The following is a 24,035-nucleotide window of genomic DNA, read 5'->3' as shown; positions in this document are numbered from 1 at the left end:
CAAATAATACTGGCCTGAAACAGGGACAGAGCTAAAATATTGTTTAAAATTAATAAAATAAATATGAGAACAAAGTTGATCTTTATGGCTGCTGTAATGGCTTTTACATACAGTGTGGCTCAGGAAAAACCGGATATGAATCTGCAGATTAAACTCTATTCGAAAAAAATTGACAGCATTGTGGTTTCAGAGAAATCCAAAATGAATGCAGAGCTGGACATCGTTGATAAAGATTTTAAAGATAATAAAATCACAACGGAGGAAAAGAAGAGAAAACGCTCCGAAATTGCTTCAAAATATCAACAAACGATTAATGAAAAAGTAGATGCCCAGCAAAGCGAACTGCAGGCTGCGACAACAGAAATGGTTAGAAATGCTGTTTTTATGGATCGGGACAGTACAAATAAAAACGAGATGTGGCTGGGATTTAATGGTCTTAATATGAAATTGGGGCAAAAGGGGACAAAAAATCCAAAACAGTCCTTACAGACTGTAGAATTATCCGGCAGTATAATGGGAGCAGGCCTGACATCAAAAAATGAACCTTTTAACTTTTACAATAAAGATTCTGATACCAGGAATACCATCATCAACTCTTCAGAAATGGCAATCAGATATGAGGACCAGATCGGAGGCTTTAAAAGCCCTGTATTTTACCGGGTTGGTTTAGGAGTCAGATTCGACCAGTATGTTCCCAAATACGGAAGAGTTTTTAAGCAGGAAGACAACGCTTTGTTCGTAGATGATTTTGACAGGGGGAATTTAAAGAAAACCCAATTCAACATTACATACCTATACATTCCTGTAGATTTAAGATTTGTATTGAATCCAAAATATACAGAATATGACGGGGTTCAGTATCTTGATAACAAAAAAAGACAACTGAGCCTGGTAATGGGGATTTATGGCGGTGTGAAAGTGGGAAGTGTGAATTACATAAAATATTCAAATGAAAACTCCAGAAGGATTGTAGAAAGAGAAAGAATAATGCATGGAGTGAACGATTTTATCGTCGGTGGAAAATTCGGGATCAGTTATGGAGGTCTTAAAGTATTTGTTCAGAAAGATTTTACACCCGTATTTAATGACAGTACTATTCTGAAGAATAAATATGGAGTTCAGCTCGGCATAGAATTCGTAAATATCATTTTCTAATTCAGTAATAAAACTGGATATTTATTAAAGATAATTTAATTTAAATCAATTTTTATTGAGGCTAACAAATGTTTGTAAAGGAATCATCCGTTTTTAAAGCACACTGTTTAAAAGTGTGTTTTTTTTTGTATTTTGGCACTTTAGTAAATATGAAAAATATTCAGTTATTAGGATTATTATTAGTGGTGGCGGGTAGTTTTCTTCCTCTTGTTCATGTTCCCATTATTGGAAACTGGAATTACTGGAAACTGGATCATTATCTGGCTATTGCATGCTGGATCTTTGCCGCATGTGCAGTTTTTGGTATTGTCAATAATAGTGTGAAAGTAGTAAGGTTCTTTGGAGTGTTGCTGATTCTGTTATTTGCATTTACACTCGTTGCCGTAAAGATGCAGTCTCTGGAATACTTCAGCTTTCTGCCGTTCAAATCATGGAGAGAAGCTTTTGCAGGAGTTGTAAAGCTGAAATGGGGCTGGGTTATAGAATTTTTAGGCGCTTTCCTTATGGTTTTCGCTGCAGGAAATAAAAAAATAAATCAACGGACACAAATATGAAGCATTTAAAATTAGGATCAGCAGCTTTATTGATGTTGATATTTTCTCAGGCTAAGTCTCAAAAGACAGCATTTGACAAACCGGATCAGCCGGCTAAATGTAAAAATATAAGAGAAGGGAAATTCCTTCGCCCGAATTATCCCGCGGGAATCTGGTATATGACCATTAAAGATAATATTCAGACCGAATATTTCAATAATGGTAAAGACTACATAAAATCCTCGCTGGTTTTTGTGGACGACTGCAATTATAAAGCGATCGTGCTGGATAAGACAGTCAATGATGGCCGTATCCGTATAGGAGATGTTTTCAGCAATAAAATTGTAGAAACTCAGGATAACGCCCTGAAAATACATTCCAAAATTGAAAATAGCCAATATGAGGTTATTTATATAAAAGTAAAAAAATAGAATAGTATAATGCAGTCGGAAGGCAGCATTTGTTAAAAAAAGTAAATATAATACACATGAAAGAAGTATTCATCGTTTCCGCAGTAAGAACACCTATCGGGAGTTTTATGGGAAGCCTTTCAACCGTTCCTGCTACAAAGTTGGGATCTGCTGCTGTAAAAGGAGCATTAAATAAAATCGGTCTTGATCCTAAGAATGTTCAGGAGATCTATATGGGAAATGTACTGCAGGCAGGAGAAGGCCAGGCGCCGGCCCGTCAGGTGGCTTTGGGTGCAGGGCTGTCTATTGAGACTCCTTCTACTACAGTCAATAAAGTATGTGCTTCCGGAATGAAAGCAGTAACTATGGCGGCACAGGCTATCAAAGCAGGTGATGCTGAAGTAATTGTTGCCGGAGGTATGGAAAATATGTCATTGGTTCCCCATTACTATAATGCAAGAGTTGCCACTAAATTAGGTGATATCAAAATGCAGGACGGAATGGTGCTGGATGGCCTTACAGACGTTTACGGTAAAGTGCATATGGGAGTATGTGCTGAGAAATGTGCTGTAGATTATGGTATTTCAAGAGAAGATCAGGATAACTTTGCCATAGAATCTTACAAAAGATCTGCAAAAGCCTGGAGCGAAGGAAAATTTGCTGAAGAAGTAATTCCTGTTGAAATTCCCCAAAGAAAAGGAGATCCGGTAATTTTTTCTGAAGATGAAGAGTATAAAGCAGTAAATTTTGACAGAATTGCAACGCTTCCTACCGTATTCAAGAAAGAAGAAGGAACAGTAACCGCTGCCAATGCGTCTACATTAAATGATGGTGCTTCTGCCTTAATCCTTGTTTCTAAGGAAAAAATGGAAGAATTAGGCTTAAAGCCTCTAGCACGAATCGTTTCCTATGCTGATGCAGCTCAGGAACCTGAAAACTTCACGACTGCTCCTGCAAAGGCTTTACCAATTGCTCTTAAAAAAGCAGGTTTAGAAATTTCTGATATTGATTTCTTTGAATTTAATGAAGCATTCTCTGTAGTAGGTCTTGCCAACAACAAAATTCTAGGTCTGGATGCATCCAAAGTAAACGTAAACGGTGGAGCAGTAGCCATAGGACATCCGCTAGGAAGTTCAGGATCCAGAATCATCGTAACGCTGATCAATGTATTGAAGCAGAATAATGCAAAATACGGTGCTGCAGCTATCTGTAACGGTGGCGGAGGAGCTTCTGCTATTGTGATTGAAAATATGTAATAAAGCCGTACAATCAGAATTTACGGTTTAAGATATAAAAAGCGGGGTCTCAGGACCCCGCTTTTTGCGTTCCGGAATCATACTGCGTAGTTTTTTAATGGTTGGTTCAGGTTTTGGATATAAAATTTCCGGTCCTATAACCTCAATTTTGCCGTTACAGAATAGTGCTGCGTAGTCTTTTAATGGTTCGTACAGGTTCCAGACCCTAAAGTTGCGGTTGTAGAACCGCAGCGCACAGGCATCAGACCCAACCGGAAGAGTCCGGAACCCCAAAGGAGTATTCCGGGACCGCAAAATATAGGTTGTACAACCTAATGGGAGATATAAAAAGACCCGGAACATAGGTTCCGGGCCTTATATATGTGGTATTATTTTGCTTCATTCGGGAGGTCTTCACCCGTTTGGGCAGATTTTCCGAAAAACTGCTTCAGCTCGTTTTGCTTTACTTCGAAGCCCGGGGCTGCGGCTCCGGCTTTATAAGCTGTGAATGCGTAGTCTATAAGAGAAGCCTGATAGTTGTCGTAATCATGCAGGGTTTTTGCACTTTTTAGTCTTGTTACAAGGCTTTCCAGTCTCGTGATGAAGCCTTCGTAAGCCTGGCGTGAGGCAAGATCCCTGTCGAACTCTGCCCAGTCTACTTCCGCAGCGCTCAGCGTGGGCTGGCTTTTTCTGTAGTCTGATACTTTGTTTACCAGAAGCTTGTTCTGCTCGTTGATGCTTCCGTACTTCTGGCGGTCTTCCGGGGAAAGGGCTACGGTAATAGCGGCCAAAGCAGTTTCCAGTGAAGTGAGGGCGGTCTGGGCTGCCGTAAGCTGTGCAGCCGTAAGGTGGGTACTGTTTAAATTGGTGAGTGCCATCGTTTTTTGTGTTTATGGGTTATTTTTATTTTTTAAGCAGTCTTTCTATAAGTTTGCTTTGTAATTCTATCAGTTTTGTAATTTGTTCCTGATTCTTTAGTATACTCTCAGTAATTTCAGGCGATTGTATATTAAATATAGGGTTATATTGATTTACAGCTGCAACAGCATGATCACTAAATTCGTTATTTGACATAATATTGTTGGAAGAATCATTTAAAAGATCATTAATATCTACTTCTAATTCTTTTGCCATCTTACTTAATAATAGAGAATTGGGAATGTTTTTGTCAGATTCTATATTAGAAATAGTAGTCTGTGTGGTATCCAAGCGTATTGCCAGATCCTCCTGAGACCAGTTTTTAGCTTCTCTATACTGCCTAACTTTAGTACCTATACTCATATTATAAGAATTTTTATCAAAAATATAAAAATTCTTATAATGTTGAGAGATAATTTATTTTAGTTTTGCTAAAGATCACTTTGAAGTGACAAGAAAATTATTATATATTTAACAACTTAAAAAACACAACCAATTTATGAGAAAAAATTTATTTCTCCGGCTGTTTCTATTAATGGCCCTCAGTGCTTTGCTGTACTCCTGCCGGATAGAAGAGGAGCTGAACCCCAAAAACGGTGAAGCCGGAAATTTGCAGTATGGCATATCCAAAGAGGTCTTTATGGGCAGCCTGTTTGTAACAGGCCTGAAAAGCAGCAGCTCCAAAAATGTGGCCTCTGCCCTCACAGCAGAAGAACTGGTAGAAAGACTGGACCTGGCAAAAGCCCACCTGAATGCGGGTAACGGGAAAGAGGTTTTTCATGTGCCTGTAAGAACGTTCGGCAGCTACAAAAGATCGCTCTTGTCTATATCCGAAAACGGAAATTCCAGGGCTGTTCTACTGACCTATCCCAATCCGGAAGATCATAAACTTTTTTATATAACAGATCTCAACGGAAACCTTCTGAAGGAAGTGAAGATAGGAGACAATGGGAAAGAAATAGCTACAGCTTTTTCGGGAAAAATTTCTGTACAGGGAAAAACGGACGACTGTTCCATTGTAGTGTATACCACCTGCAGCTCTGGCGAGCACAGCTTCGAATGGGGGAACGCCTATAGCTGTACTTTCTGGCATAATACGGGGGCGGGTACTCCACCCACTCTTTTTACCCAGGCGGGAGGCTGTCCCAGCGGAGGCGGAGGCACACCGATAGGCGGTGATGGATCTTCCGGTGGACATCCGGCCGGTGGAAGCGGCACTTCTCCTGTAGGAGGCGGAGGCCCTCCGAAGAACCAATTAACACCCGCCAACTGCGTACAAAATCTGGACTGTGAAAACTGTAATATCCCGGGTGATACCAATAACGACTGTATGCTGAGTTATGATGAGGCGATAACTTTTAATAATGACCCATGCAGGAAAATAAAAAATCTTGTTAACAAACCACAAATACAGGATTCTCTTATTTCTTTGAAAGCTCATGCTCAAACTATTACAAAAACAGAAAGAGGTTTTCAGGAACTAAAAAGTGGTACTTTAGTACAGGGAAATGTAAATGGAGATAATCTATTAGAATTTGGAATCGGTCAAAATTCTTTAGGTACTGTACACTCTCATCAGCCAGGAACAATTGGTATACTTGCGCCGCAAGATATTATGACATTTTTACATATTGTAAGACAACAAGGTTCCAGTACACTTGGAAATGCATACAGTGGGACAGTTTCTTCCAGTGGTACTTATTTTATTAATTTTACAGGAACGGCATCTGATTTGCCTCCTGCTATGACGGACGCACAAGAAGCGGTGTATGTTGTAAAGTTAGTTGAATATTATCAAAAAAATTATTATCAACTATTAAAAGCTGAAGGAAAAAAATCGTATCAAACATTATCAAATTCGGGATTGGAAAAATTATTTTTTAATACATTAAACAAAATAGGATTATCAGGAAAAGTGGCTCTTATAAAAGAGGATAATGGAAATATATCAACAATAGAAAAAGATTCAAATGGAAATCCAGTACCAAATCCTTGCTAAATTAGTTAAAAACATTATTATGAAAAGAAAACAATTTTTATATTTAGTTATAGTATTAATATCAATGAGCTGTAAAGCTCAACAGTACCCTTTAAATACGTATTATGAAGATATTCCTGACAATGCTTATATAAAGGATCTTAATAACGAGTATAATAAATATATTGGTGACTGGAAAGCTGTTATAGGAAACAAAGAAATTTATCTTTATATAACAAAACAGAATAATAGATCAATAAATGTACTTAACAAACCTTATTATAGCGATGTATTACTTATTAAGTATAAAGTTTTAGTTGATAATCAAATTGTTGAGAATACTACAAATTTCAGTAATGAAAATATAAATATAGTTAGTATGGCAACAGAGGATAATTCTGTAATTTTCACTTATACAGGTGGGAAGTGTACTGTGGGCTGGGGAATGATTAATACAGAATATATTGATTCTTCACATTTAAAATGGAATTATCAGCCTCAATCTACAGTAATTACCAATAAAAACTGTCCAGATTACCCTGCCAATGGTATAAAAATAAATTTACCTTATGAGCCTGCTGATATAATTCTCACTAAACAGTAATGAAAAATTTAGGAATATGTTTGGGAATTCTTGCTGTGCTTTCATGTAAAGCCCAGCAATATCCTTTGAATACGGATTATGATGCTGTTCCTAGTAATTCTTATGTAAAAGATTTGAACAATGATTACGATCCATATATTGGTACTTGGAAAACTTCATTAGGAAATAAGGAAGTATATCTCAATATTACAAAACAGCAGAATAGAGAAATTAAATTGGTTTCCAAAACTTACTTTAGTGATGTTTTGCTAATTAAATATAAAGTTGTTATAAATGGACAAATAGTAGAAACTACAGAAAATGATTCTTTAGACAAAGTAAAAATTATTAGCGATGGATTAGATTTAGATAATTCAGTAATTTTTACCACTTTAGGGGGGAAATGTATGGTTGGCTGGGGAACTATTCTGTTAAAAAGCATTGATTCAACTCATTTGAAATGGAATTATTTACCTGACTCGATGGTTATTACTAATAAAAATTGTTCAGATTACCCTGCCGGTGGCATAAAAATAAATTTACCTTATGAGCCTGCTGATATAGTTTTTACTAAACAATAATAAAATAACCGCTGAAAGGCGGTTTTTAGTTTATATTAAAAAGGATTTGAAAAATAATTGTTAAGAAGACAACGGAAATACTTCCACAATAAATGAAAATGTTAATGGAACAACAACACCTAACCCTTGCTAAAAATACTTTATGAAAATAAATATTTTACTTACATTTTTTATTACTGTAATTATTTTTGCACAATGTAAATCACAAACAAGTCAACCTATAAGCATAGCAGATTATCCCAATTTTTATAATCAGACTGTTTCTAATTTAAATAACCTTATGCCAAATAAGACTAATTATTATAATCAACCGCTTTCAGCTTTCCTCCAAGCATTAGCACAAAATAATATTTCTATAAAGGCTTATGATCCGGGACCATTCGATAATAATTTCTTAACACTTATGTTTATTAATGATGCAGAAAGCTCTTCAATTATTTCTCAAAATGGTTATGTTCAAGCTCATATAGCAATAACATTTCAGCAAACTTTTGATTACCAACAAGCAAGTTCAATTTTAAATCAATATCATTGGTTCTGGAATTCGACATCTGAAAATTTCTATAAAAATTTAATAATTAAAAAGATAGAATTTTGGTATGTAAGAGGATTAACAAATAAAAGTCAAGCTCCAAAGTGATGAAATTTATTTTTTCTTTTTTTATAATGCTTTATTTTTTTAGTGCTTGTTCTGTGAGACAAAAAAATGTTACTTATTTTTCAACAGGAATAGAAAATATAAAACTTTTCCCTGCTAATAAAATAGATTCCGCCAAAATTAATATTATAAATATAAATGCAAAAAAATCTTTAAAAAAATGTGGAAAACAAAAAAATATAGTGTGTATAGATGATTTAGGTATAATGATTTTGAATGCAGAATTCCCAAAGGGTATGAGTAACTTTAGAAATGTTTTATTTGAAAAATTTAAGCTTCCCAAAAATGTAAGAGAAGGAGAAAATAGAATTCGTATAATTCTAGGTATTAATGATAATTTAGAAAAAATAGAGATTCTAAAGTATACTGATAAAAATACCAAAAAAGCTATTGAAGAAGTTTTTAAAGTAAAAGAACTTAATATATGGAAATCAGCAAATATGTATGGTATTCCGGTAAAAGAACAATTTGAAATAAGTATATTTATAGAGCATAAATAATAAAACCAATGATAATTGATCTTTGCCCAAGAATATTGTATTAATAAAACAATAATATAAGCCTCTTCGGAGGCTTTTGTTTTAAACACAGATTATGAAAAACCACATTAAAATTCAAAACCCCTGCACGGAAAACTGGAACGATATGCAAGACTTTTCCTTGGGGAAGTTCTGTGAAAAGTGTGCTAAATGCGTCGTTGATTTTACAGATAAAACTGATGCACAAATTCATGATATTTTTAAAACAGCCAATGGAAAAGAAATCTGTGGAAGAATTTCAGCACGATCATTAGCCATGGCTGCTACAGGAATTATTTTAATAACCAATCTTAGTTTGGTTCAAGCTCAAGCTCAAACTAACTTCGGAATTATTACTGAACAAAAAGTAACAGATATTACAAAAGTATCAGGAAAACTTATCTTCAAAAGAACAAAAAAGGAAATATCAAATGCCGAAGTTTTCTTCATTTGCAAATCAAAGTACATTAAAACAACGACTGATGAAAATGGAAATTTCACATTAGAAATACCGAACGAACTAATTGAGAGAAAAAATGTTTTATACTTTGACTTTGAAAAATTAAATAATGAAACATATAAGAACTTTGATAGAAAACCTTCCAATATAATGAATGGTGATATTTATGAAAATACATCAATTATCTTTCTTAAAAATGAACAAATCCATGAAAAAGAAATTCAAATTGATTCTCAATACTCATATATAGGTGGTGTATCCATGATGTCAGAAAGTCCTCCGGACTATTATTATTTTAATGGAAAAAGTATCAGCGAAAGAAAATTTGAGAAACTCAAAAAAGAAAATCCAAATTATCAGTACTTTTTTTTCGAAAACAAAGAAGCGGAAGTTATTTCCAAAAAAAGTTATCTGAATAGTTTACAATTACTCTATTCGGACTAAAAGCAAAGGAAGCTGTCTCAAAAGGCGGCTTTTCTGTTTTTCATACATCCAAAAGAAGCAACTAACATTCTCCTTAATAATATTTTACCATTAAGGAATCGATAATTTTTCTAAATTCTAATCGATTTCTTAATGGTTTTTCTATTTTTGTGCTACTAATATTTATTTGAAATGTCTGAAATTGAGAATCAACAGCCTCAAAACATAAAGAATAATCCAAGGATTATGAAAGCCTGGGCTGTATACGACTGGGCGAACTCTGTTTACTCATTGGTTATTACCTCTACTATTTTTCCTATTTACTATTCCATACTGACAACTGCTTATGAGAAAAAGGAGTATGTGGAAGAAACAAAATCATGGATTGATGTTCCGGTAAGGCACATGATAAAGATTTTCGGAGAAGAATACCAGCCGGATGCTGTGTACGGATATTCACTGACCATATCGTTTTTTATTGTAGTGCTGCTTTCTCCGTTCCTATCCTCATTAGCGGATACTATCGGAAACAAAAAATCATTCCTTCAGTTTTTCTGTTATCTTGGCGCAACCTCATGTATGGGATTGGCTATGTTTACGGGAATGCATAATGTATTTTTAGGCCTTTTATTCAGTATTACGGCGAGTGTCGGGTTCTGGGGAAGTTTGGTATTTTATAACTCATTTTTGCCCGATATTGCAACCCGGGATAAACAGGATGCGCTGTCTGCAAGAGGATATGTTTACGGATATATAGGCTCTGTCGTTCTTGTGGTGATCTGTCTGGTACTTATTCAGGTTTTTGCAAAAGGAGCGGCACAGCAGCTTTTATTTACAAGAATAAGCTTCCTGTTGACCGGTGCATGGTGGTTTGGTTTTTCCCAGTATACTTTCAAACATCTTCCTCAGTTTGGAGATGTTAAAGAAAAACTGCCTAAAGATCTTGTCCTTTTAAATTATAAGAATATTTTTAAAAAACATGAAGAACAGGGTGGTTTCTTTGAGGTTCTTAAGGACAATATGAGCTTTTATAAAGACATTGCCAAAGAAAGTTTTCATGAGCTTTTCAAAGTGGGTGGAGTATTGTTTAAGGATAGAAACCTAAAATTCTTCCTTTCCAGCTTCTTTTTTTACAGTGTCGGAATGCAGACTATTTTCCTGATGGCTACGTTATTTGGAAAAAGTGAAATCAACCTGGCTCAGGATAAACTGATCGGAACCCTTTTGGTTATTCAAATCGAAGCGATTATCGGAGCAGTCATATTCTCCAGGTTATCAAGAAAAATAGGAAACAGAAACGTGATTTCTATCGCTATCGTACTTTGGATTGTTGCGTGTCTTTGGGCTTATTTCCTGAACAAAGAAAATCCTACGGTAGAATATCAGTTCTATGGAGTGGCAGCAGTAGTAGGATTGGTAATGGGTGGACTTCAGGCTATGTCAAGATCAACCTATTCAAAGCTTCTGCCTGAAGACTCTATGGAAAATACCACATATTTCAGCTTCTATGATGTATTGGAAAAAATTGCGATCATTATCGGAACATTCATCTTTGCAACACTGATTGAACATTTTAATAATATGCGCATTGCAGCCCTTTCGATGACTTTATTTTTCGCGGCAGGACTTGTTCTGATCCGGTTTCTTAAAGTTAATATGCGGAAAGAAAGAGATACTTTATAATCAACTATCAATAAAAATTAATTAAACTATCATAAAAGCCTGATCTTTCAGGCTTTTTTGCTGTCTGCGGATAAAATGGTTTTCCGCTCTTTGTAGTGAGAAAAGCCTGAAAAACGTTTTCTGCTTAAATAAATTGGAATTCGGCTTAAGTTTTGCTTATATTCAGCGGAATAATTTTAACTTTGCAAAAAGATTTATTGTCAAAATGACGAACCCTCTATTTTATGCAAAAATAATTCTCTTTGGAGAATATGGGATGATTGAAGACTCCCAGGGGCTTGTAGTACCTTACAGTTTCTATAAAGGAACCCTGAAATTCTCAGATTTGAGTTCTGAATTTGAACTTAAATCGAACAAACATCTGCAGAAATACTCTGATTTCCTTGCGACGCTTGACCTTTCTGATGATTTTAAATTAGATATCGAAAGCTTTAAAAATGATATTGAATCCGGACTTTTCTTCGATTCCAATATTCCCCAGGGATACGGCGTAGGCAGTTCAGGAGCTTTGGTAGCTGCTATTTTTGAAAAATATGCGCTCAATAAGTTGGATCCTGAACAAATCTCAAAAGACAATCTGAAAAAATTAAAAACCGTTTTTGGAGAAATGGAAAGCTATTTCCATGGTAAAAGTTCAGGAATGGACCCTCTGATCTGCTATATGAACCTTCCGATCCTTATCGAGAATAAAGAAAACCTCGATAGAGTTTCCATCCCGGAAGGGGAAGCTGGAAAAGGAGCCATATTTCTTATCGACAGCGGTATTACAGGAGAAACAGGACCTATGATACAGATTTTCTTTGAAAAAATGAAAACTGAAGGTTTCCGAAAAACATTGAAAGAAGAATTCATCCGTTACAACAATGCATGCATTGAATCTTTCCTTAAAAAAGACATGAATCCTTTCTTCAGAAACCTGAAAAAGCTTTCCTATTGGGCATATGAACATTTCCGTCCGATGATTCCTGAAAGTATTTTCAACATCTGGAAAAAAGGACTCGATTCTAATGCCTATTATCTGAAACTTTGCGGAAGCGGCGGTGGCGGATATATCCTGGGTTTCACTAAAGATTATGCAAAAGCAGAAAAAATGCTTGAAGGCTTCCAAAAAGAAGTGATTTACAGATTTTAAACAGGTTGGAATGAATTCTGAAAAAGAAACTTTCCAATCTAAAAACTATATCTCTAAATCTATATTTTACAGATTATCACAATTCGTGGGTTTTCTGATCGGTGCTCGGTTTTTTGTTGCGGCACTCCTTACATTTGCCTTGTATGTATCTACTTTTTTTCTCTTCAATCAGGATGAAACGTTCAGTAAATTTGTCTTCGATTTTAAGGTACACGGCATTATTTTCTGCACCGTTATAACTATTCTGGCGGGTGGAATCATCAATCAGTTTTATGACCTGGAAAAAGACCATGTAGTAAAACCGTTCCGGACCAGAATCCAAAGCTTTATCAAGCAGAAATATTTTTTGTATGCTTACCTTGCTCTGACAGCGATTTCTCTTGGGGTCGCATGGATGATTTCCCATAAGGTTTTTGTTTTTTTTCTTGTATACCAGTTCTTCATGTGGTTTTACAGTCATAAGTTAAGTCGGTTACTGATCATTAACAATCTTACTTTTGTAAGCCTAACCCTTTATCCTTTTTTCGGAATGATGGTGTATTACGAAACCTTTTCCAAAAAGGTATTGCTGATGGCTATTTTCCTTTTTCTAATTCTTCTGTGTATCGATATTGTGAAAGATATGCTTACAAAAAGTGTAGACAAAGCATTCGGATATACAACCATTCCCAACTATTTTAAAAATAAAAATACCCAGATCATAATCATTTCCCTGTTGATTACCACAATGGCTGTTTCCATGAAACTAATCACCAAAACAGGGATATCAGGTTTTATGGCATATTACTTTACCGGAGGCTTATTCGTAATGATCTTCTGTATTTACCTTTTGCTTAAATCTACCAGAAGGAGTAAGTTCTTCACACTCAATATATTAAGATTTTGGGTTTTTGTAGGAATTATGGCAATGCTCCTGAACGGAATCGAAAGCAAATTCTAGAAAATTTTCTTTAAATAAACTGAGGTTATTATTACCTTTGCAAAACTAAATTTAATAAAAAGGAATGCCCATTTTTAACGATACTAAAGTAGCATTTGCAGACAAGTCTGATGCACAATTGAGAAAGGCGTACTGGATGTTTAAAATGATTGAACAGCCCGCTCTTACCAGTCTTGGAACTTCTGTTCTTAATTTTACGGTTCACAATAATTTTCCTTTCGTGACCGGAATTGTAAAAAGTACTTTGTTTGAACAGTTCTGTGGTGGCGAGACCCGTGAGGAAAGTATGAAGGCGGTAAAACAGCTTTTCAAAAGAGGAGTGGGAAGTATTTTCGATTACTCTATAGAAGGTAAAGAGGATGAGGAAACCTTTGATGCAGTATGTAAAGAGATCAAAGATATCATTAGATTTTCTGTGGGAAATCCTGCTATTCCTTTTATTGTATTCAAACCGACTGCTTTTGGAAGAATTGACCTGTATGAAGCGGTAGGAAGTGGAACTGAACTTACTTCAAGTCAGAAAGAAGAATGGAAAAGAGTTGTAAGAAGATTTGATGAGGTATGCGATCTTTGCCATGAGCATGACAAAAAAGTAATGGTAGATGCTGAAGAGACCTGGATGCAGGATGCAGCAGACCAGCTTTGTGAAGAAATGATGGAGAAATACAACCGGGAAAAGCCAATTGTTTGGAATACCATCCAGATGTACAGAACCGGAAGACTGGAGTATATGGAAGCTCATCTTCAGAAAGCCAGAGAAAAGAACTATTTCATAGGATATAAGATCGTGCGTGGCGCCTATATGGAAAAGGAAAGAGCCAGAGCAGAAGAAAAAGGATATCCGGATCCTATACAGCCTAATAAGGAGGCTTCAGACAAGAATTATAATGCCGGAATTGATTTTGTAATGAATCATCTGGATAAAGTATCTGCATTCTTTGGAACTCATAATGAGATCTCATCAGAATTGGTTATGGATAAAATGAAATCCAAGGCGCTTGAAAATGGAAATCCTCACATCTACTTTGGACAGCTTTACGGAATGAGCGATAATATTACCTTCTACCTTTCAGATAAAGGCTATAATGTAGCTAAATACCTTCCATACGGTCCAGTAAAGGATGTTGTGCCTTATCTTACAAGAAGAGCCAGAGAAAACACTTCTGTAGCCGGACAAACCGGAAGAGAACTAGGTCTCATCAAGAAAGAATTGGAAAGAAGAAAGAAATAATATTTTATAAAATATACAAAAAGACCTGCATTTTCTGCAGGTCTTTTTAATTTGCTATATGCATGTGAAAAAGAACTGTATCTATTATAAGTTTCCGCAGTTTGATATTATTTATAATTTACAATATTTACATATCTGTTAATTATATAATAAAAGTATTTAATATATATTGTTTTATTCATTGTTATTGGTTATATTTGATTGAAACCATCAAAAACTAATATTATGAAAAAAGCATTACTTATTGCTGCCTTTATAGCGGCTAATTTTGGCATAGCACAAACCTATAATAACGGAGGTTTAAGTACCGGAGCTACTTCTAAAAGCGGAACGGCAGCACCTGCCGGATACACATGGTCTGAACTTCAGAATAATACAGGAAATACTACAGAGTCCAATACCAGCCTTGGTTTGGGCGGAACATCCAGTTCAGCTGCGGCAAGTTTTTTTCTTGCTGATGATTTTACTGTTCCCGCCGGAAGTTCGTGGCAGATTACAACCATAGATTTTTTTGCCTATCAGACGAATTATGCAGGAACTACGGCTCCTTTTAATACAGTAAGAGTAAACATATTCAATTCGGACCCTTCCGTAGCAGGGGCAACAAGTGTATTTGGAGATGATACTACCAACAGGTTTTCTGCAGGAGTAGATGCTACCATGTACAGAACTGGAAATACTGTCGTACCTGCAGCAGCAGTTCCTGGTACCACTAGAAAAATATGGAAAATAACAGCCAATACCCCTGTTACTCTGGGAGCCGGAACATACTGGATAAAGTACCAGCTGCAGAATGTGGTGATGGCTAATGCAGGCTTTTTACCACCGGTTACAATTGTTGGAAGCCGGGGACTTCCTGCCTTTAATGCTAAACAATTTGATGCCATTTTAGGAACGTGGACTTCTCTAGTTGATGCCGGAAACCCTACTTCAGCTCCTGATGTCCCTTTAGATATGCCGTTTGTTATTACATTTACAGCGACTACGCTAGGTACACAGGAAACCATGCAGTATGACAACAGGATCCAGGTATATCCTAATCCGGTAAAAGACCATTTCAGAATCAATAATCCTGAAAGGCTCAGAATAAGCAGTGTGGAAATTATGGATGTTTCCGGAAAAATAGTAAGGACCTTGAAAGGTTCCGAAGAGTATAGTGTTTCAGATTTGCCAAAAGGAAATTATATTCTGAAGATCAAGAATGAAGGTGGACATACAAAAATTACAAAACTAATAAAGCAGTAAGCTTTAGTTTTCTTCTTCAACTATTTTTTATCCCGGCCATTTCTTTGACCGGGTTTTTTATGGCTCAAAACTTTCAAATTTTCCGTTTTCATAAAAGAGCACAATCCTTTTTATCTTATTTTCTTGATTACCAATAACTTGGCTTAATATTTTATCATTAGTATTTTCTAATCGCTGAGAATTGGATAAATTTTCCTGAGTCTTATATGGGGGTGGTATAAACGATTCTCGTGGGCTCTCTTTCAGAGTATCAGATTCCTCTTCAGCTCCGAAATCTTCATCATCCTTCATCATCGTAAACAGATCGGGTAGCGGAGTGGGTTTCCCTTTTTCATCTTCTGGTTTTTCTTCTGAAGCAGGTTTTACTTCCGGTAATTCGGATTTCAGCATTTCACCTTCACCCGTAACTAGCCAGTCCCAAAGGATTTCCGGGAAGCTTGACTTTATCTTTATAATAAATTCCAGAGACGGCTTGTTTCTTCCGGAAGTGATATGCGAAATGGAAGAACGCTGTACATCGATCTCATCTGCAAACTCGGAAGGGCTGAGGTTGGAATACTCAATAACTTTTGAAATTCTTTCGTTTAAACTCATAAAAATAAGTTGTCAATTATGTTACAAATGTAAATAATAAAATTTACATATACAAATTACATAAGTAAACGAAGTTTAATTTTATAAATATACATATGTAAATGGATATAATAAGCTTAAATAGAGCTGTTTATAATAATTCTCTTTCCACTATAACTCTATTTAACAAAGTAAACACCATTTTAAGCTGATAAATTTCCTTGATTAATTACTTTGAAACCTTCTGTTTTGTTGGGTCTCCAATATTGAGGGGTTGTCTATTAATTATATGCTAAATCAATGATTAGTAGTGTTTTAAAATATATTCAGAAGTAAAGCATATTTACTGAGAAATAAAAGATTTTAAGCAGTAAAAGATCTTTATTTGCTGTATACAAACGTAAATTACAATCGTAAGTAACTTATTAATAGTATTTTATGCATAAATATATTAAAACTTTGTTTACTAATAAATCCTTATTTTCTGATAAGAGTAATGAAAGTTATATAATAGCTAAATTTAGATTGGATTTCTTAGATAAGTACAAAAAAACATCAATTTACATTTGTATATATGTGTAATTGACGAAGTTTTCCACATTAATCTTGTTTAGCAATATTATGCCTATTTACTGATTAATAGGCTTTTATTCACTTAAAGTAAGATTCTAAATGTAATTGATATAAACTTTATAAGTAACTGATTTTAAGAATTTTATATTAATTTAAATATCATATATTCAATTAACAATTTTATCCACAGACAAAATGGCAGTTGTCATTGTTTAATCAAGTTACAAATGTTAACTAATATTTTTTGCCTAAAAATCATTAAATTTGACTCTTGTAAATTATTTATAATGAATTTTGAACAGCTCTATTCTCCGAATCCTAATTTCTCAAACCGCTATATTTCTCCTGAAAAATTATTTTCTTACTTACAGGCCAATCTCAGCGATTATATTCAGGAAATTGGAAGATCCTATTTAGACAAGCCTATTTATCAATTAAGCATAGGAACGGGAACTATTAATGTTCTTGCATGGTCACAGATGCACGGAAACGAATCCAATGCCAGCCATGCCATGCTTGACCTTTTGGAAACTTTGGATAAGAATCCCGAAATGAAACAGGATCTTTTCAGTAAAATCAGGCTGGATTTTATTTTTATGCTCAATCCTGACGGCTCAGAAAGATGGACAAGACTAAATGCTGTAGATATTGACCTGAATAGAGATTTTCATAATGAATCGAGTACGGAAATTAAATTCCTTAAAAAAGTAGTGGCCTCAAAAAAATATGATTATGCACTAAACCTACATGAACAGAGGACTATTTTTACGACAGACGGAATACATCCGGCAACGCTTTCTTTTTTGGCTCCCTCTGAAAATGAAGAACGTACGATAACAGATAACAGGAAGAAATGCATGGCTGTAATTGGAAGAATGTATGATCATTTAAAAGAATTAATTCCGAATCAGATCGGCAGATATTCTGATGAGTTTTATCCTACCTCTACAGGCGACAACTTCATTAAGGCCGGAATGCCTACTATTTTATTTGAGGGCGGACATTTCGTAGATGATTATACAAGAAAAGGAACCAGAAAATACTATACGGTTGCTTTATATTATGCTTTAAAAGCAATCAGTGAGCTGAATTCGGATACAGAAGGGTGGGAAAAATATCTTGAAATTCCCGAAAACCAAGAAACACATTATGATATTATTTACAGAAATGTAAAGCTGAATACAGACCATGAATGCATTTTGGATGTTGCAGTTCAGTACCGCGAAATTATGGAAGAAGGTAAGGATGAAATATCATTTGTACCTTTTGTGATGGAAGTGGGAGATGTGAAAAAAAGAAAAGGCTGGCTGGAAATAGATTGTACAGGGAAAAGATTTGTATCTGCTACCAAATATCCGAAACTGGATGCGCCTGTAGAATTTACAATAGAAGATTAGAAAAGCTTAAGATTTTCATAAAATAAAAACGTCCTCAAAAAGTATTACTTCCTGAGGACGTTTTTGATAGTATATACAGGATTAGTTTACCACTTTAATTCCATTGGCTACGAACCTGATCTCTTCTTTAGGAGTCGTGATGGCATCAATTTCAGCCTGAGGTTTCTTAGCATCTTCAGCATAATGTTTCTGCTCGTCTACTGAAGTTACTTTTCTTTCTGCAGTACCTTCCAATACAACATTTTTACCTTTTAAAGCTGTTGGAACAAAGAATGCATAATCTTTCATTTTTACGAAAAACTGAGAATTATCTTCAGTCTGGATGGTAAGCCAGCATCCTTTTTTCTCACATACATCAGTTACTTTTCCTTTAACTGCTACGTTTTCAACTTTTTTATTGTCTTTCTTAAGTTTTTTGCTCAGTTTATCAACTGTGATGGCCTTAGACTCTGAAGTTACTCCGGCTCCATATGCGTCACCTACAATAGCACTTCCTTCCGGTGGTCCAGACTTTTTCTGTGATGTCTCCTGTGCAAAAGCTAAAGTAGAAATACTTACAGCTGCTGCAAATAATATAGCCTTGAATTTCATTTTTAATATTTTTTCCAAAAGTACTAATTAAAATTGAATAACAATTCGATAAAAACTTGATAAAAAGCAGGTGATGCAGTAAATTTTCAACAAATATCAAAATGAATCTCAGATTTGTTTATATTTGATGCCTATACTTGACTATGCAGAAAAAACTGAAACTTTGGGACGCCATTATGCTGGTAATGGGATCTATGATTGGAAGCGGAATTTTTATTGTAAGTGCCGATATGATGCGGAACCTGGGATCCGGTTTCTGGCTGATCGTAGTCTGGATCATTACCGGAGTGATGACTGTAGCAGCGGCAATCAGCTATGGAGAGCTTTCTGCGCTGTTTCCAAAAGCAGGCGGGCAGTATACCTATCTCAAAGAGATCTTTGGGAAAAAGATGGGATTTCTGTACGGCTGGGGCCTGTTTACGGTAATCCAGACAGGAACTATTGCCGCAGTAGCAATGGCTTTCGGTAAATTCACCGCTTATCTGGTTCCGTCACTGAATGATGCAGCTCCTCTTTTCCAGAGTGGAGAATTCAAAATCACATGGATACAGATTCTGGCAATAGCCGTTATCCTTTTACTTACTTATATTAATACAAGAGGTGTACAGAGCGGAAAGTTGCTTCAGAATGTATTTACAGGTTCAAAAATCATTGCTTTACTAGGCTTAATTGCTGTTGGATTTATTCTAGTTGATTTTTCGCATTTAGCTGAAAATTTCAGCCTGGGTTTTGATTCATTTAATAACCTTAAAAAAGATATAAGCGGTAATTTCCTAAAAGAAGGCTGGGAACCAATTAGTGGAATGACCCTGCTCGGAGGCATCGCGGCAGCCATGGTAGGATCTGTTTTCAGTTCAGTAGCCTGGGAAAGCGTAACTTTCGTTTCCGGAGAAGTTGAAAATCCTAAGAGAAATATTGTCAAATCAATGATCTATGGAACTTCTGCAGTGATGATCCTTTATCTGGCAGTCAATTATGTATACCTGAATGCTTTGGACAGGGACAGTATTGCTTTTGCAGCCAATGACAGGGTTGCGGTGGCAGCCTCACAGAATATTTTCGGAAGTGCAGGCACCATCATTATAGCAGTTCTTGTAATGGTTTCTACCTTCGGGTGTGACAACGGGCTGATTCTGGCTGGAGCCCGAGTGTTTCAAACTATGGCAAAAGACGGAATGTTTTTTAAATCTGCAGAGAAAAATAATAAAAATGAAGTTCCGGAAAATGCTTTATGGATGCAGGGAATATGGGCTTCGGTGCTATGCCTTAGCGGACAGTATGGTAATCTTCTGGACATGATCTCTTTTGTGATCGTTCTGTTCTACATGATTACGGTTTTCGGAGTTATTTATTTAAGAATCAAAAAGCCGGACCTTGAAAGACCTTATAAAACATGGCTTTACCCTGTAACGCCTATTATCTATCTCTTGATAGGAACAGGGTTTTGTGTACTTCTCCTGATTTACAAACAGCAATATACATGGCCCGGATTTTTAATGGTGCTCCTGGGACTTCCTGTGTATTATTTCATCAACAGGAAAAAGCAGACAGATCAATAGGTTAAGATTCAACCGTTTCTATAATATATCAGGGCTCTCAAATTCGTTTGGAAGCCCTTTTTTCAATGAGATTTTTGATTTCTTTTCATATTTATTTCATGAAAATGTGTATTTTGGTAGTTCTTTTTAAGAAAACTAGACTATGTAAAATAAGAAGCTGACTATGGACACACCAAATTACAGAATGCCTTTCGTGCCTTCAACACTCATGACTGAAGGAGGAAGCATTGATATCTGCGACATGGGCGAAAGCATTGCGCACAATATCATGCTGCTGATCACTACTAAAAAAGGCGAAAACAGATATGATGACAATTATGGAAACGACGTATGGAATCTGGAATTCGACAATGGAGTCACAAGTGCCGTTTGGGAGAGCGTTTTCATTAAAAGCCTCAGAAGGCAGATTCAGGAATATGAGCCCCGCATCGTGAACCCGCAGATTGATGCCCACATCCAATTTGTAGAGCACAGCTACGATACCAAAGAACATACAGAGATCAAAAAGAAAGTAAGAATTGCCATCAATGCAAAAATGGAGGCAACAGGAGAGCGTTTCAGTTTTTCTACAGAATTATTTTTAAGCCCGATGTCTATTGACTAATTGTTTTTAAAAGCAAGAAAAAATTATGAACTTAGATCAAAATATATATTCCAAAGAATCTGTAAAGGCAAGAATGCTTCAGAACGCCACCAAAGTGTGGGGACTGAAAAGCCCGCAGTCTCTGGACCCTTTTGTAAAACTACTGATAGACGCATTCAGTACAGAAGTTTTTAAGGCTAATAACGAGATTCAGACAGTCAATGCAAGAATCCTTGAGAAACTGGCAAAACTTCTGACACCCTCCATTTATACCCATCCGATTCCGGCTCATGCGGTTGCCTTTACGTTGCCTTACGAATCTTCGGAAGTCCTACTGGAACATACCGAATTCTTTTTCCGCAAGCAGATGACATCAACGGTAAAATCAGAATCGGATAAACAGCTTAATATTCCCTTTACACCCGTAGGAAATGTAAGAATTAATAAAATACAGACGGCAATAATGTTTGTAGGAAATACCTGCTATAGTGTAGATGACAGGCTGAATAAAATACCGGTAGCAAGATTTCAGGGAAAACCTGAAGACTACAGAAAGATTACAATAGGAGTGGATGTAAGCCGATATGCCACTGAAAATTTCCCTAAATACATCAGTGTATTCTGTTCCAATCCTGCTTTTGAGCATATAGATTTCGTCTACAAACTGCTTCCTTATATTACCGTTACCAGTAATGGGAATCCTTTGTTTGTAAGAGAGGGATTGAGTTATCTTACGAACAGCCAGCAGGACGGATACGAACAGATGTTCAGAGAACAGTCGATCCGGAATAAAGTTATTGAAGATATCAAAAGTATTTACCGTCATAAATTCATAGAAATCACAGGACTTTCGAGCAGCCTCTTTTCGGAGCCTGGCGTATTGCCACAAAATTTAGACTTTCTCAACGATAAAGAAGAGATCAGAAAGCAGATCGGAGACAAACGCTATTTATGGCTTACCTTTGAATTCCCGCCGCAGTTTTCTGCGGAGATCTTAGATAATTTTTCATTTGTAATGAATGCTTTCCCTATTTACAACAGAGGCTGGAAGAAGACAGAATACAGCCTGGATATCATGGGAAACAATATTCCTCTCGTTACAGACGAAGGCGAACATTTCCTGTATGTGGATGAAGTTCAGGATGGAGACGGAAGAAAATATACGGAGATTCCTTTTACTCCTGCCGATGATCTTAAAAAAGGATTGTATACAGTAAGAAAAGGCGGAATGGAGCGTTTCACCAATAGAAATGCCGTAGATATGATCGCCAATGTTCTGGAACTGACAAGAGATGAAATTGCTGCATTTTCACTGTTAAACAGGGATAATGTCAAAGGAGTGCTAAGTGAAATGTCAGATAAAATGAAGACGATGGTTCAGAAAGTGAACAATGCGAAGAGAAATATCAGACAGGAACTGAATTACGTCATTATGGAGCCTGTAGAAAAAACTGACCATACATATGCCTCATTCTGGGTGACACACTGCACACTGGCCAACCATATGCGTCCGGGAACAGAACTTTCTAATCAGTTAAAGTCACAGACTGTTGTACTTCTCACAGAAACTATAGGCGGTTCTGAAGAACAGAAAGGAACAGACAGTATTCAGGCTTACAGATACGCCCTAACCACAAGAGACAAGATCATTTCTCTCGAAGATGTTAAAAACTACTGCAGAATGGTCCTGAAAGATGAGGTAAAAGAAGTAAGGGTAAGAAGAGGAACCATGATCAGCAACCGCCCAAAAGAAGGTTTTGTAAGAACCGTTGAAATAGAAATCATTCCTCAGAATTATTCATTCTATGGAAGGGCCTACTGGGAAAATATGGCCAATATCCTTAGAAATCAAATCATTTCGAAAGCGATTGACGGAATCGAATATGTAGTAAAAATAAGCAATGAAGATATTGATCTTGACGAAATATAAATTACAACTAAACTTAAACTATAAAATATGAGAAAGATTATTGTCCTTGCTATGGCCCTGACCTTCACATCAGTCAGTGTGATCAGCTGTAAAAAAGACGTCAGTAAACTGGGTAAATCCGTTTTGAACCTTGGTGGTGCTGACGAAGCGAATGCTATCATCGATTTCAATAACAACTTTTTGGATTCTTATAAGAATACATCCAAACATATAGAAAGTATTCTGAGATATGCAGATGGAGCTGTAGCGAAAGCAAAAGGCGGAAATGCCATGATAATGCCCGTAATAGGTTCTATGGATTACTCATTCAGCAAGATCAAAGAAATACCGTCAGGTTTTGGAAAAGACAAGGCAGCAATAGAAGCCGATTTCAATACCTATAAAGCTAAAAAGGAAAGTATAGAGAAAAAGTTCGAAGAGCTTAAATCCTATATGAATTCTGAAGACTATAAAGATGACAAAGGAGCAAAAGCAGATGCCATAACAAAGGATATTGAAACCGAAGCCCAGGCTTTATTTACCTCGGGAGAAAATGTAGTGGCGAAGATCAAACCTGCAACAGATGCGGCAGAAGAAGTGGTTCTGAAAGACCATCCTATGAAAGAATATATCATCTCTTCCAAAAGCGTAATGAACTCCCTGGACTCTAATATTGATGTACTGGATAAGCAGTATTCAGGAAAATTCAACGAAGCGGAAGCTCAGAAAAAATATGATGAGCTTGCCAAAGCAGTAGAAGCCAATTCAAAATTAGAATTCAATGTGAAAGATCCGCAGTATTCTTACAAAAAAACATTGTTTGAAAGCTTTAATAAAAGTGCGTCCAGCTTTTTGGATACTTACCGAAAACTGATTCGTGATGCTAAAGGCACTGGAAAAATTTCAGACAGCGATATCCAGCAGATCGATTCCTCCTACGAATCTGTATTGAACTCCTACAATTCATTTGTGAAATAAAAAAGGTATGAACCTATAACAGAAGACTGATGCAATGCATCAGTCTTTTTTATTTGCCGGAATAGGAGTATAGTTAATATCAGCAGTATCATGCAGAGCATAAACAAAATTTACGAACGAAATTCATGAAGAATTAATCATTTCAGAACCTTAAAAATTTAACTAAAATTAAAGTTTAATAAAATCTTT

General features: G+C 36.0%; 24 protein-coding genes. 20 read left to right on the top strand and 4 right to left on the bottom strand.

The window, feature by feature from the left end:
• Positions 1-63: 63 nt before the first annotated feature.
• The 4 genes from DRF61_RS13885 to DRF61_RS13870 all read left to right on the top strand — a co-directional run bounded on the left by DRF61_RS13885 (position 64) and on the right by DRF61_RS13870 (position 3,354).
• Complete coding sequence (locus DRF61_RS13885; RefSeq protein ID WP_111958043.1) at positions 64-1,155, top strand: hypothetical protein; 1,092 nt, start codon at positions 64-66, stop codon at positions 1,153-1,155.
• Positions 1,156-1,304: 149 nt separating this feature from the next.
• Positions 1,305-1,709, top strand: a complete 405-nt coding sequence (locus DRF61_RS13880) for a hypothetical protein (protein WP_111958041.1) — start codon at positions 1,305-1,307, stop codon at positions 1,707-1,709.
• On the top strand, positions 1,706-2,119 hold the full coding sequence (locus tag DRF61_RS13875) for a hypothetical protein (RefSeq protein WP_111958039.1): 414 nt from the start codon (positions 1,706-1,708) through the stop codon (positions 2,117-2,119). Before DRF61_RS13880 ends, DRF61_RS13875 begins: the two co-directional genes overlap by 4 nt.
• 56 nt (positions 2,120-2,175) lie before the next feature.
• Complete coding sequence (locus DRF61_RS13870) at positions 2,176-3,354, top strand: acetyl-CoA C-acyltransferase (protein WP_111958037.1); 1,179 nt, start codon at positions 2,176-2,178, stop codon at positions 3,352-3,354.
• A 368-nt stretch (positions 3,355-3,722) separates the two neighbouring features.
• On the opposite strand, the gene DRF61_RS13865 is transcribed toward DRF61_RS13870, so the two are convergent.
• Both DRF61_RS13865 and DRF61_RS13860 read right to left on the bottom strand, forming a co-directional pair.
• A complete protein-coding gene (locus DRF61_RS13865; protein WP_111958035.1) occupies positions 3,723-4,211 on the bottom strand; it encodes a hypothetical protein in 489 nt (162 codons plus the stop codon).
• A gap of 25 nt (positions 4,212-4,236) precedes the next feature.
• Positions 4,237-4,614: a helix-turn-helix domain-containing protein gene (locus DRF61_RS13860; RefSeq protein ID WP_111958033.1), complete on the bottom strand. Its 378-nt coding sequence runs from the start codon at positions 4,612-4,614 to the stop codon at positions 4,237-4,239.
• 136 nt (positions 4,615-4,750) lie between these two features.
• Between DRF61_RS13860 and DRF61_RS13855 the strand changes: the two genes are divergently transcribed.
• From DRF61_RS13855 to DRF61_RS13805, 11 genes are all read left to right on the top strand, one after another.
• Positions 4,751-6,250, top strand: a complete 1,500-nt coding sequence (locus DRF61_RS13855; protein WP_146897114.1) for a hypothetical protein — start codon at positions 4,751-4,753, stop codon at positions 6,248-6,250.
• 19 nt (positions 6,251-6,269) lie between these two features.
• Positions 6,270-6,833 carry a DUF6705 family protein gene (locus DRF61_RS13850; protein ID WP_146897117.1) on the top strand — a complete coding sequence of 188 codons (564 nt, stop codon included), beginning with the start codon at positions 6,270-6,272 and terminating at the stop codon, positions 6,831-6,833.
• Positions 6,833-7,393, top strand: coding sequence for a DUF6705 family protein (locus tag DRF61_RS13845; RefSeq protein WP_111958027.1), 561 nt, complete (start codon positions 6,833-6,835; stop codon positions 7,391-7,393). The genes DRF61_RS13850 and DRF61_RS13845 overlap by 1 nt, the downstream gene beginning before the upstream one ends.
• A gap of 142 nt (positions 7,394-7,535) precedes the next feature.
• The gene (locus DRF61_RS13840) at positions 7,536-8,033 is read left to right on the top strand and encodes a hypothetical protein (protein WP_111958025.1); all 498 of its coding nucleotides are present in this window, start codon (positions 7,536-7,538) and stop codon (positions 8,031-8,033) included.
• A complete protein-coding gene (locus tag DRF61_RS13835; protein ID WP_146897120.1) occupies positions 8,033-8,551 on the top strand; it encodes a hypothetical protein in 519 nt (172 codons plus the stop codon). The genes DRF61_RS13840 and DRF61_RS13835 overlap by 1 nt, the downstream gene beginning before the upstream one ends.
• A 94-nt stretch (positions 8,552-8,645) precedes the next feature.
• Entirely contained in the window at positions 8,646-9,473 is an 828-nt protein-coding gene (locus DRF61_RS13830) for a peptidase associated/transthyretin-like domain-containing protein (RefSeq protein WP_111958021.1), read from the top strand.
• 171 nt (positions 9,474-9,644) lie between these two features.
• On the top strand, positions 9,645-11,135 hold the full coding sequence (locus DRF61_RS13825; protein WP_111958019.1) for an MFS transporter: 1,491 nt from the start codon (positions 9,645-9,647) through the stop codon (positions 11,133-11,135).
• A 205-nt stretch (positions 11,136-11,340) separates the two neighbouring features.
• Entirely contained in the window at positions 11,341-12,267 is a 927-nt protein-coding gene (locus DRF61_RS13820) for a mevalonate kinase family protein (protein WP_111958398.1), read from the top strand.
• Positions 12,268-12,277: 10 nt separating this feature from the next.
• Positions 12,278-13,207 (top strand): UbiA family prenyltransferase, encoded by a 930-nt coding sequence (locus DRF61_RS13815; RefSeq protein WP_111958017.1) that lies wholly within the window; start codon positions 12,278-12,280, stop codon positions 13,205-13,207.
• A 64-nt stretch (positions 13,208-13,271) separates the two neighbouring features.
• Positions 13,272-14,438: a proline dehydrogenase family protein gene (locus tag DRF61_RS13810; RefSeq protein ID WP_111958015.1), complete on the top strand. Its 1,167-nt coding sequence runs from the start codon at positions 13,272-13,274 to the stop codon at positions 14,436-14,438.
• A 225-nt stretch (positions 14,439-14,663) separates the two neighbouring features.
• Positions 14,664-15,683, top strand: a complete 1,020-nt coding sequence (locus tag DRF61_RS13805; protein WP_111958013.1) for a T9SS type A sorting domain-containing protein — start codon at positions 14,664-14,666, stop codon at positions 15,681-15,683.
• Between the two features lie 57 nt (positions 15,684-15,740).
• Here DRF61_RS13805 and DRF61_RS13800 read toward each other — a convergent pair whose 3' ends face one another.
• Complete coding sequence (locus DRF61_RS13800) at positions 15,741-16,277, bottom strand: helix-turn-helix transcriptional regulator (RefSeq protein WP_111958011.1); 537 nt, start codon at positions 16,275-16,277, stop codon at positions 15,741-15,743.
• A gap of 839 nt (positions 16,278-17,116) precedes the next feature.
• On the opposite strand from DRF61_RS13800, the gene DRF61_RS13795 reads away from it, so the two are divergent.
• Positions 17,117-18,226 (top strand): M14 family zinc carboxypeptidase, encoded by a 1,110-nt coding sequence (locus tag DRF61_RS13795; protein WP_111958009.1) that lies wholly within the window; start codon positions 17,117-17,119, stop codon positions 18,224-18,226.
• A gap of 81 nt (positions 18,227-18,307) precedes the next feature.
• Here DRF61_RS13795 and DRF61_RS13790 read toward each other — a convergent pair whose 3' ends face one another.
• Positions 18,308-18,817, bottom strand: a complete 510-nt coding sequence (locus DRF61_RS13790) for a DUF4920 domain-containing protein (protein WP_111958007.1) — start codon at positions 18,815-18,817, stop codon at positions 18,308-18,310.
• A 143-nt stretch (positions 18,818-18,960) separates the two neighbouring features.
• Here DRF61_RS13790 and DRF61_RS13785 point away from each other — a divergent pair, with 143 nt between their 5' ends.
• From DRF61_RS13785 to DRF61_RS13770, 4 genes are all read left to right on the top strand, one after another.
• Positions 18,961-20,376 carry an APC family permease gene (locus DRF61_RS13785; protein WP_111958005.1) on the top strand — a complete coding sequence of 472 codons (1,416 nt, stop codon included), beginning with the start codon at positions 18,961-18,963 and terminating at the stop codon, positions 20,374-20,376.
• A 163-nt stretch (positions 20,377-20,539) separates the two neighbouring features.
• Positions 20,540-20,980: a GPW/gp25 family protein gene (locus DRF61_RS13780; protein ID WP_111958003.1), complete on the top strand. Its 441-nt coding sequence runs from the start codon at positions 20,540-20,542 to the stop codon at positions 20,978-20,980.
• A 25-nt stretch (positions 20,981-21,005) separates the two neighbouring features.
• Positions 21,006-22,889, top strand: coding sequence for a type VI secretion system baseplate subunit TssF (locus tag DRF61_RS13775; RefSeq protein WP_111958001.1), 1,884 nt, complete (start codon positions 21,006-21,008; stop codon positions 22,887-22,889).
• Positions 22,890-22,916: 27 nt separating this feature from the next.
• The gene (locus DRF61_RS13770; protein WP_111957999.1) at positions 22,917-23,846 is read left to right on the top strand and encodes a DUF3829 domain-containing protein; all 930 of its coding nucleotides are present in this window, start codon (positions 22,917-22,919) and stop codon (positions 23,844-23,846) included.
• Positions 23,847-24,035: the final 189 nt, after the last annotated feature.

Source organism: Chryseobacterium lathyri (assembly GCF_003290185.1).
GTDB classification, from domain to species: Bacteria; Bacteroidota; Bacteroidia; order Flavobacteriales; family Weeksellaceae; genus Chryseobacterium; species Chryseobacterium lathyri.
This window is presented reverse-complemented; position numbering and strand designations above follow the sequence as displayed.

Coding starts and splice junctions, on each gene's coding strand:
- DRF61_RS13770 (WP_111957999.1), top strand. CDS start 22,917: ATGAGAAAGATTATTGTCCTTGCTATGGCCCTGACCTTCACATCAGTC.
- DRF61_RS13885 (WP_111958043.1), top strand. CDS start 64: ATGAGAACAAAGTTGATCTTTATGGCTGCTGTAATGGCTTTTACATAC.
- DRF61_RS13800 (WP_111958011.1), bottom strand. CDS start 16,277: ATGAGTTTAAACGAAAGAATTTCAAAAGTTATTGAGTATTCCAACCTC.
- DRF61_RS13805 (WP_111958013.1), top strand. CDS start 14,664: ATGAAAAAAGCATTACTTATTGCTGCCTTTATAGCGGCTAATTTTGGC.
- DRF61_RS13790 (WP_111958007.1), bottom strand. CDS start 18,817: ATGAAATTCAAGGCTATATTATTTGCAGCAGCTGTAAGTATTTCTACT.
- DRF61_RS13840 (WP_111958025.1), top strand. CDS start 7,536: ATGAAAATAAATATTTTACTTACATTTTTTATTACTGTAATTATTTTT.
- DRF61_RS13870 (WP_111958037.1), top strand. CDS start 2,176: ATGAAAGAAGTATTCATCGTTTCCGCAGTAAGAACACCTATCGGGAGT.
- DRF61_RS13845 (WP_111958027.1), top strand. CDS start 6,833: ATGAAAAATTTAGGAATATGTTTGGGAATTCTTGCTGTGCTTTCATGT.
- DRF61_RS13875 (WP_111958039.1), top strand. CDS start 1,706: ATGAAGCATTTAAAATTAGGATCAGCAGCTTTATTGATGTTGATATTT.
- DRF61_RS13810 (WP_111958015.1), top strand. CDS start 13,272: ATGCCCATTTTTAACGATACTAAAGTAGCATTTGCAGACAAGTCTGAT.
- DRF61_RS13855 (WP_146897114.1), top strand. CDS start 4,751: ATGAGAAAAAATTTATTTCTCCGGCTGTTTCTATTAATGGCCCTCAGT.
- DRF61_RS13880 (WP_111958041.1), top strand. CDS start 1,305: ATGAAAAATATTCAGTTATTAGGATTATTATTAGTGGTGGCGGGTAGT.
- DRF61_RS13820 (WP_111958398.1), top strand. CDS start 11,341: ATGACGAACCCTCTATTTTATGCAAAAATAATTCTCTTTGGAGAATAT.
- DRF61_RS13825 (WP_111958019.1), top strand. CDS start 9,645: ATGTCTGAAATTGAGAATCAACAGCCTCAAAACATAAAGAATAATCCA.
- DRF61_RS13815 (WP_111958017.1), top strand. CDS start 12,278: ATGAATTCTGAAAAAGAAACTTTCCAATCTAAAAACTATATCTCTAAA.
- DRF61_RS13850 (WP_146897117.1), top strand. CDS start 6,270: ATGAAAAGAAAACAATTTTTATATTTAGTTATAGTATTAATATCAATG.
- DRF61_RS13835 (WP_146897120.1), top strand. CDS start 8,033: ATGAAATTTATTTTTTCTTTTTTTATAATGCTTTATTTTTTTAGTGCT.
- DRF61_RS13795 (WP_111958009.1), top strand. CDS start 17,117: ATGAATTTTGAACAGCTCTATTCTCCGAATCCTAATTTCTCAAACCGC.
- DRF61_RS13865 (WP_111958035.1), bottom strand. CDS start 4,211: ATGGCACTCACCAATTTAAACAGTACCCACCTTACGGCTGCACAGCTT.
- DRF61_RS13830 (WP_111958021.1), top strand. CDS start 8,646: ATGAAAAACCACATTAAAATTCAAAACCCCTGCACGGAAAACTGGAAC.
- DRF61_RS13785 (WP_111958005.1), top strand. CDS start 18,961: ATGCAGAAAAAACTGAAACTTTGGGACGCCATTATGCTGGTAATGGGA.
- DRF61_RS13780 (WP_111958003.1), top strand. CDS start 20,540: ATGGACACACCAAATTACAGAATGCCTTTCGTGCCTTCAACACTCATG.
- DRF61_RS13775 (WP_111958001.1), top strand. CDS start 21,006: ATGAACTTAGATCAAAATATATATTCCAAAGAATCTGTAAAGGCAAGA.
- DRF61_RS13860 (WP_111958033.1), bottom strand. CDS start 4,614: ATGAGTATAGGTACTAAAGTTAGGCAGTATAGAGAAGCTAAAAACTGG.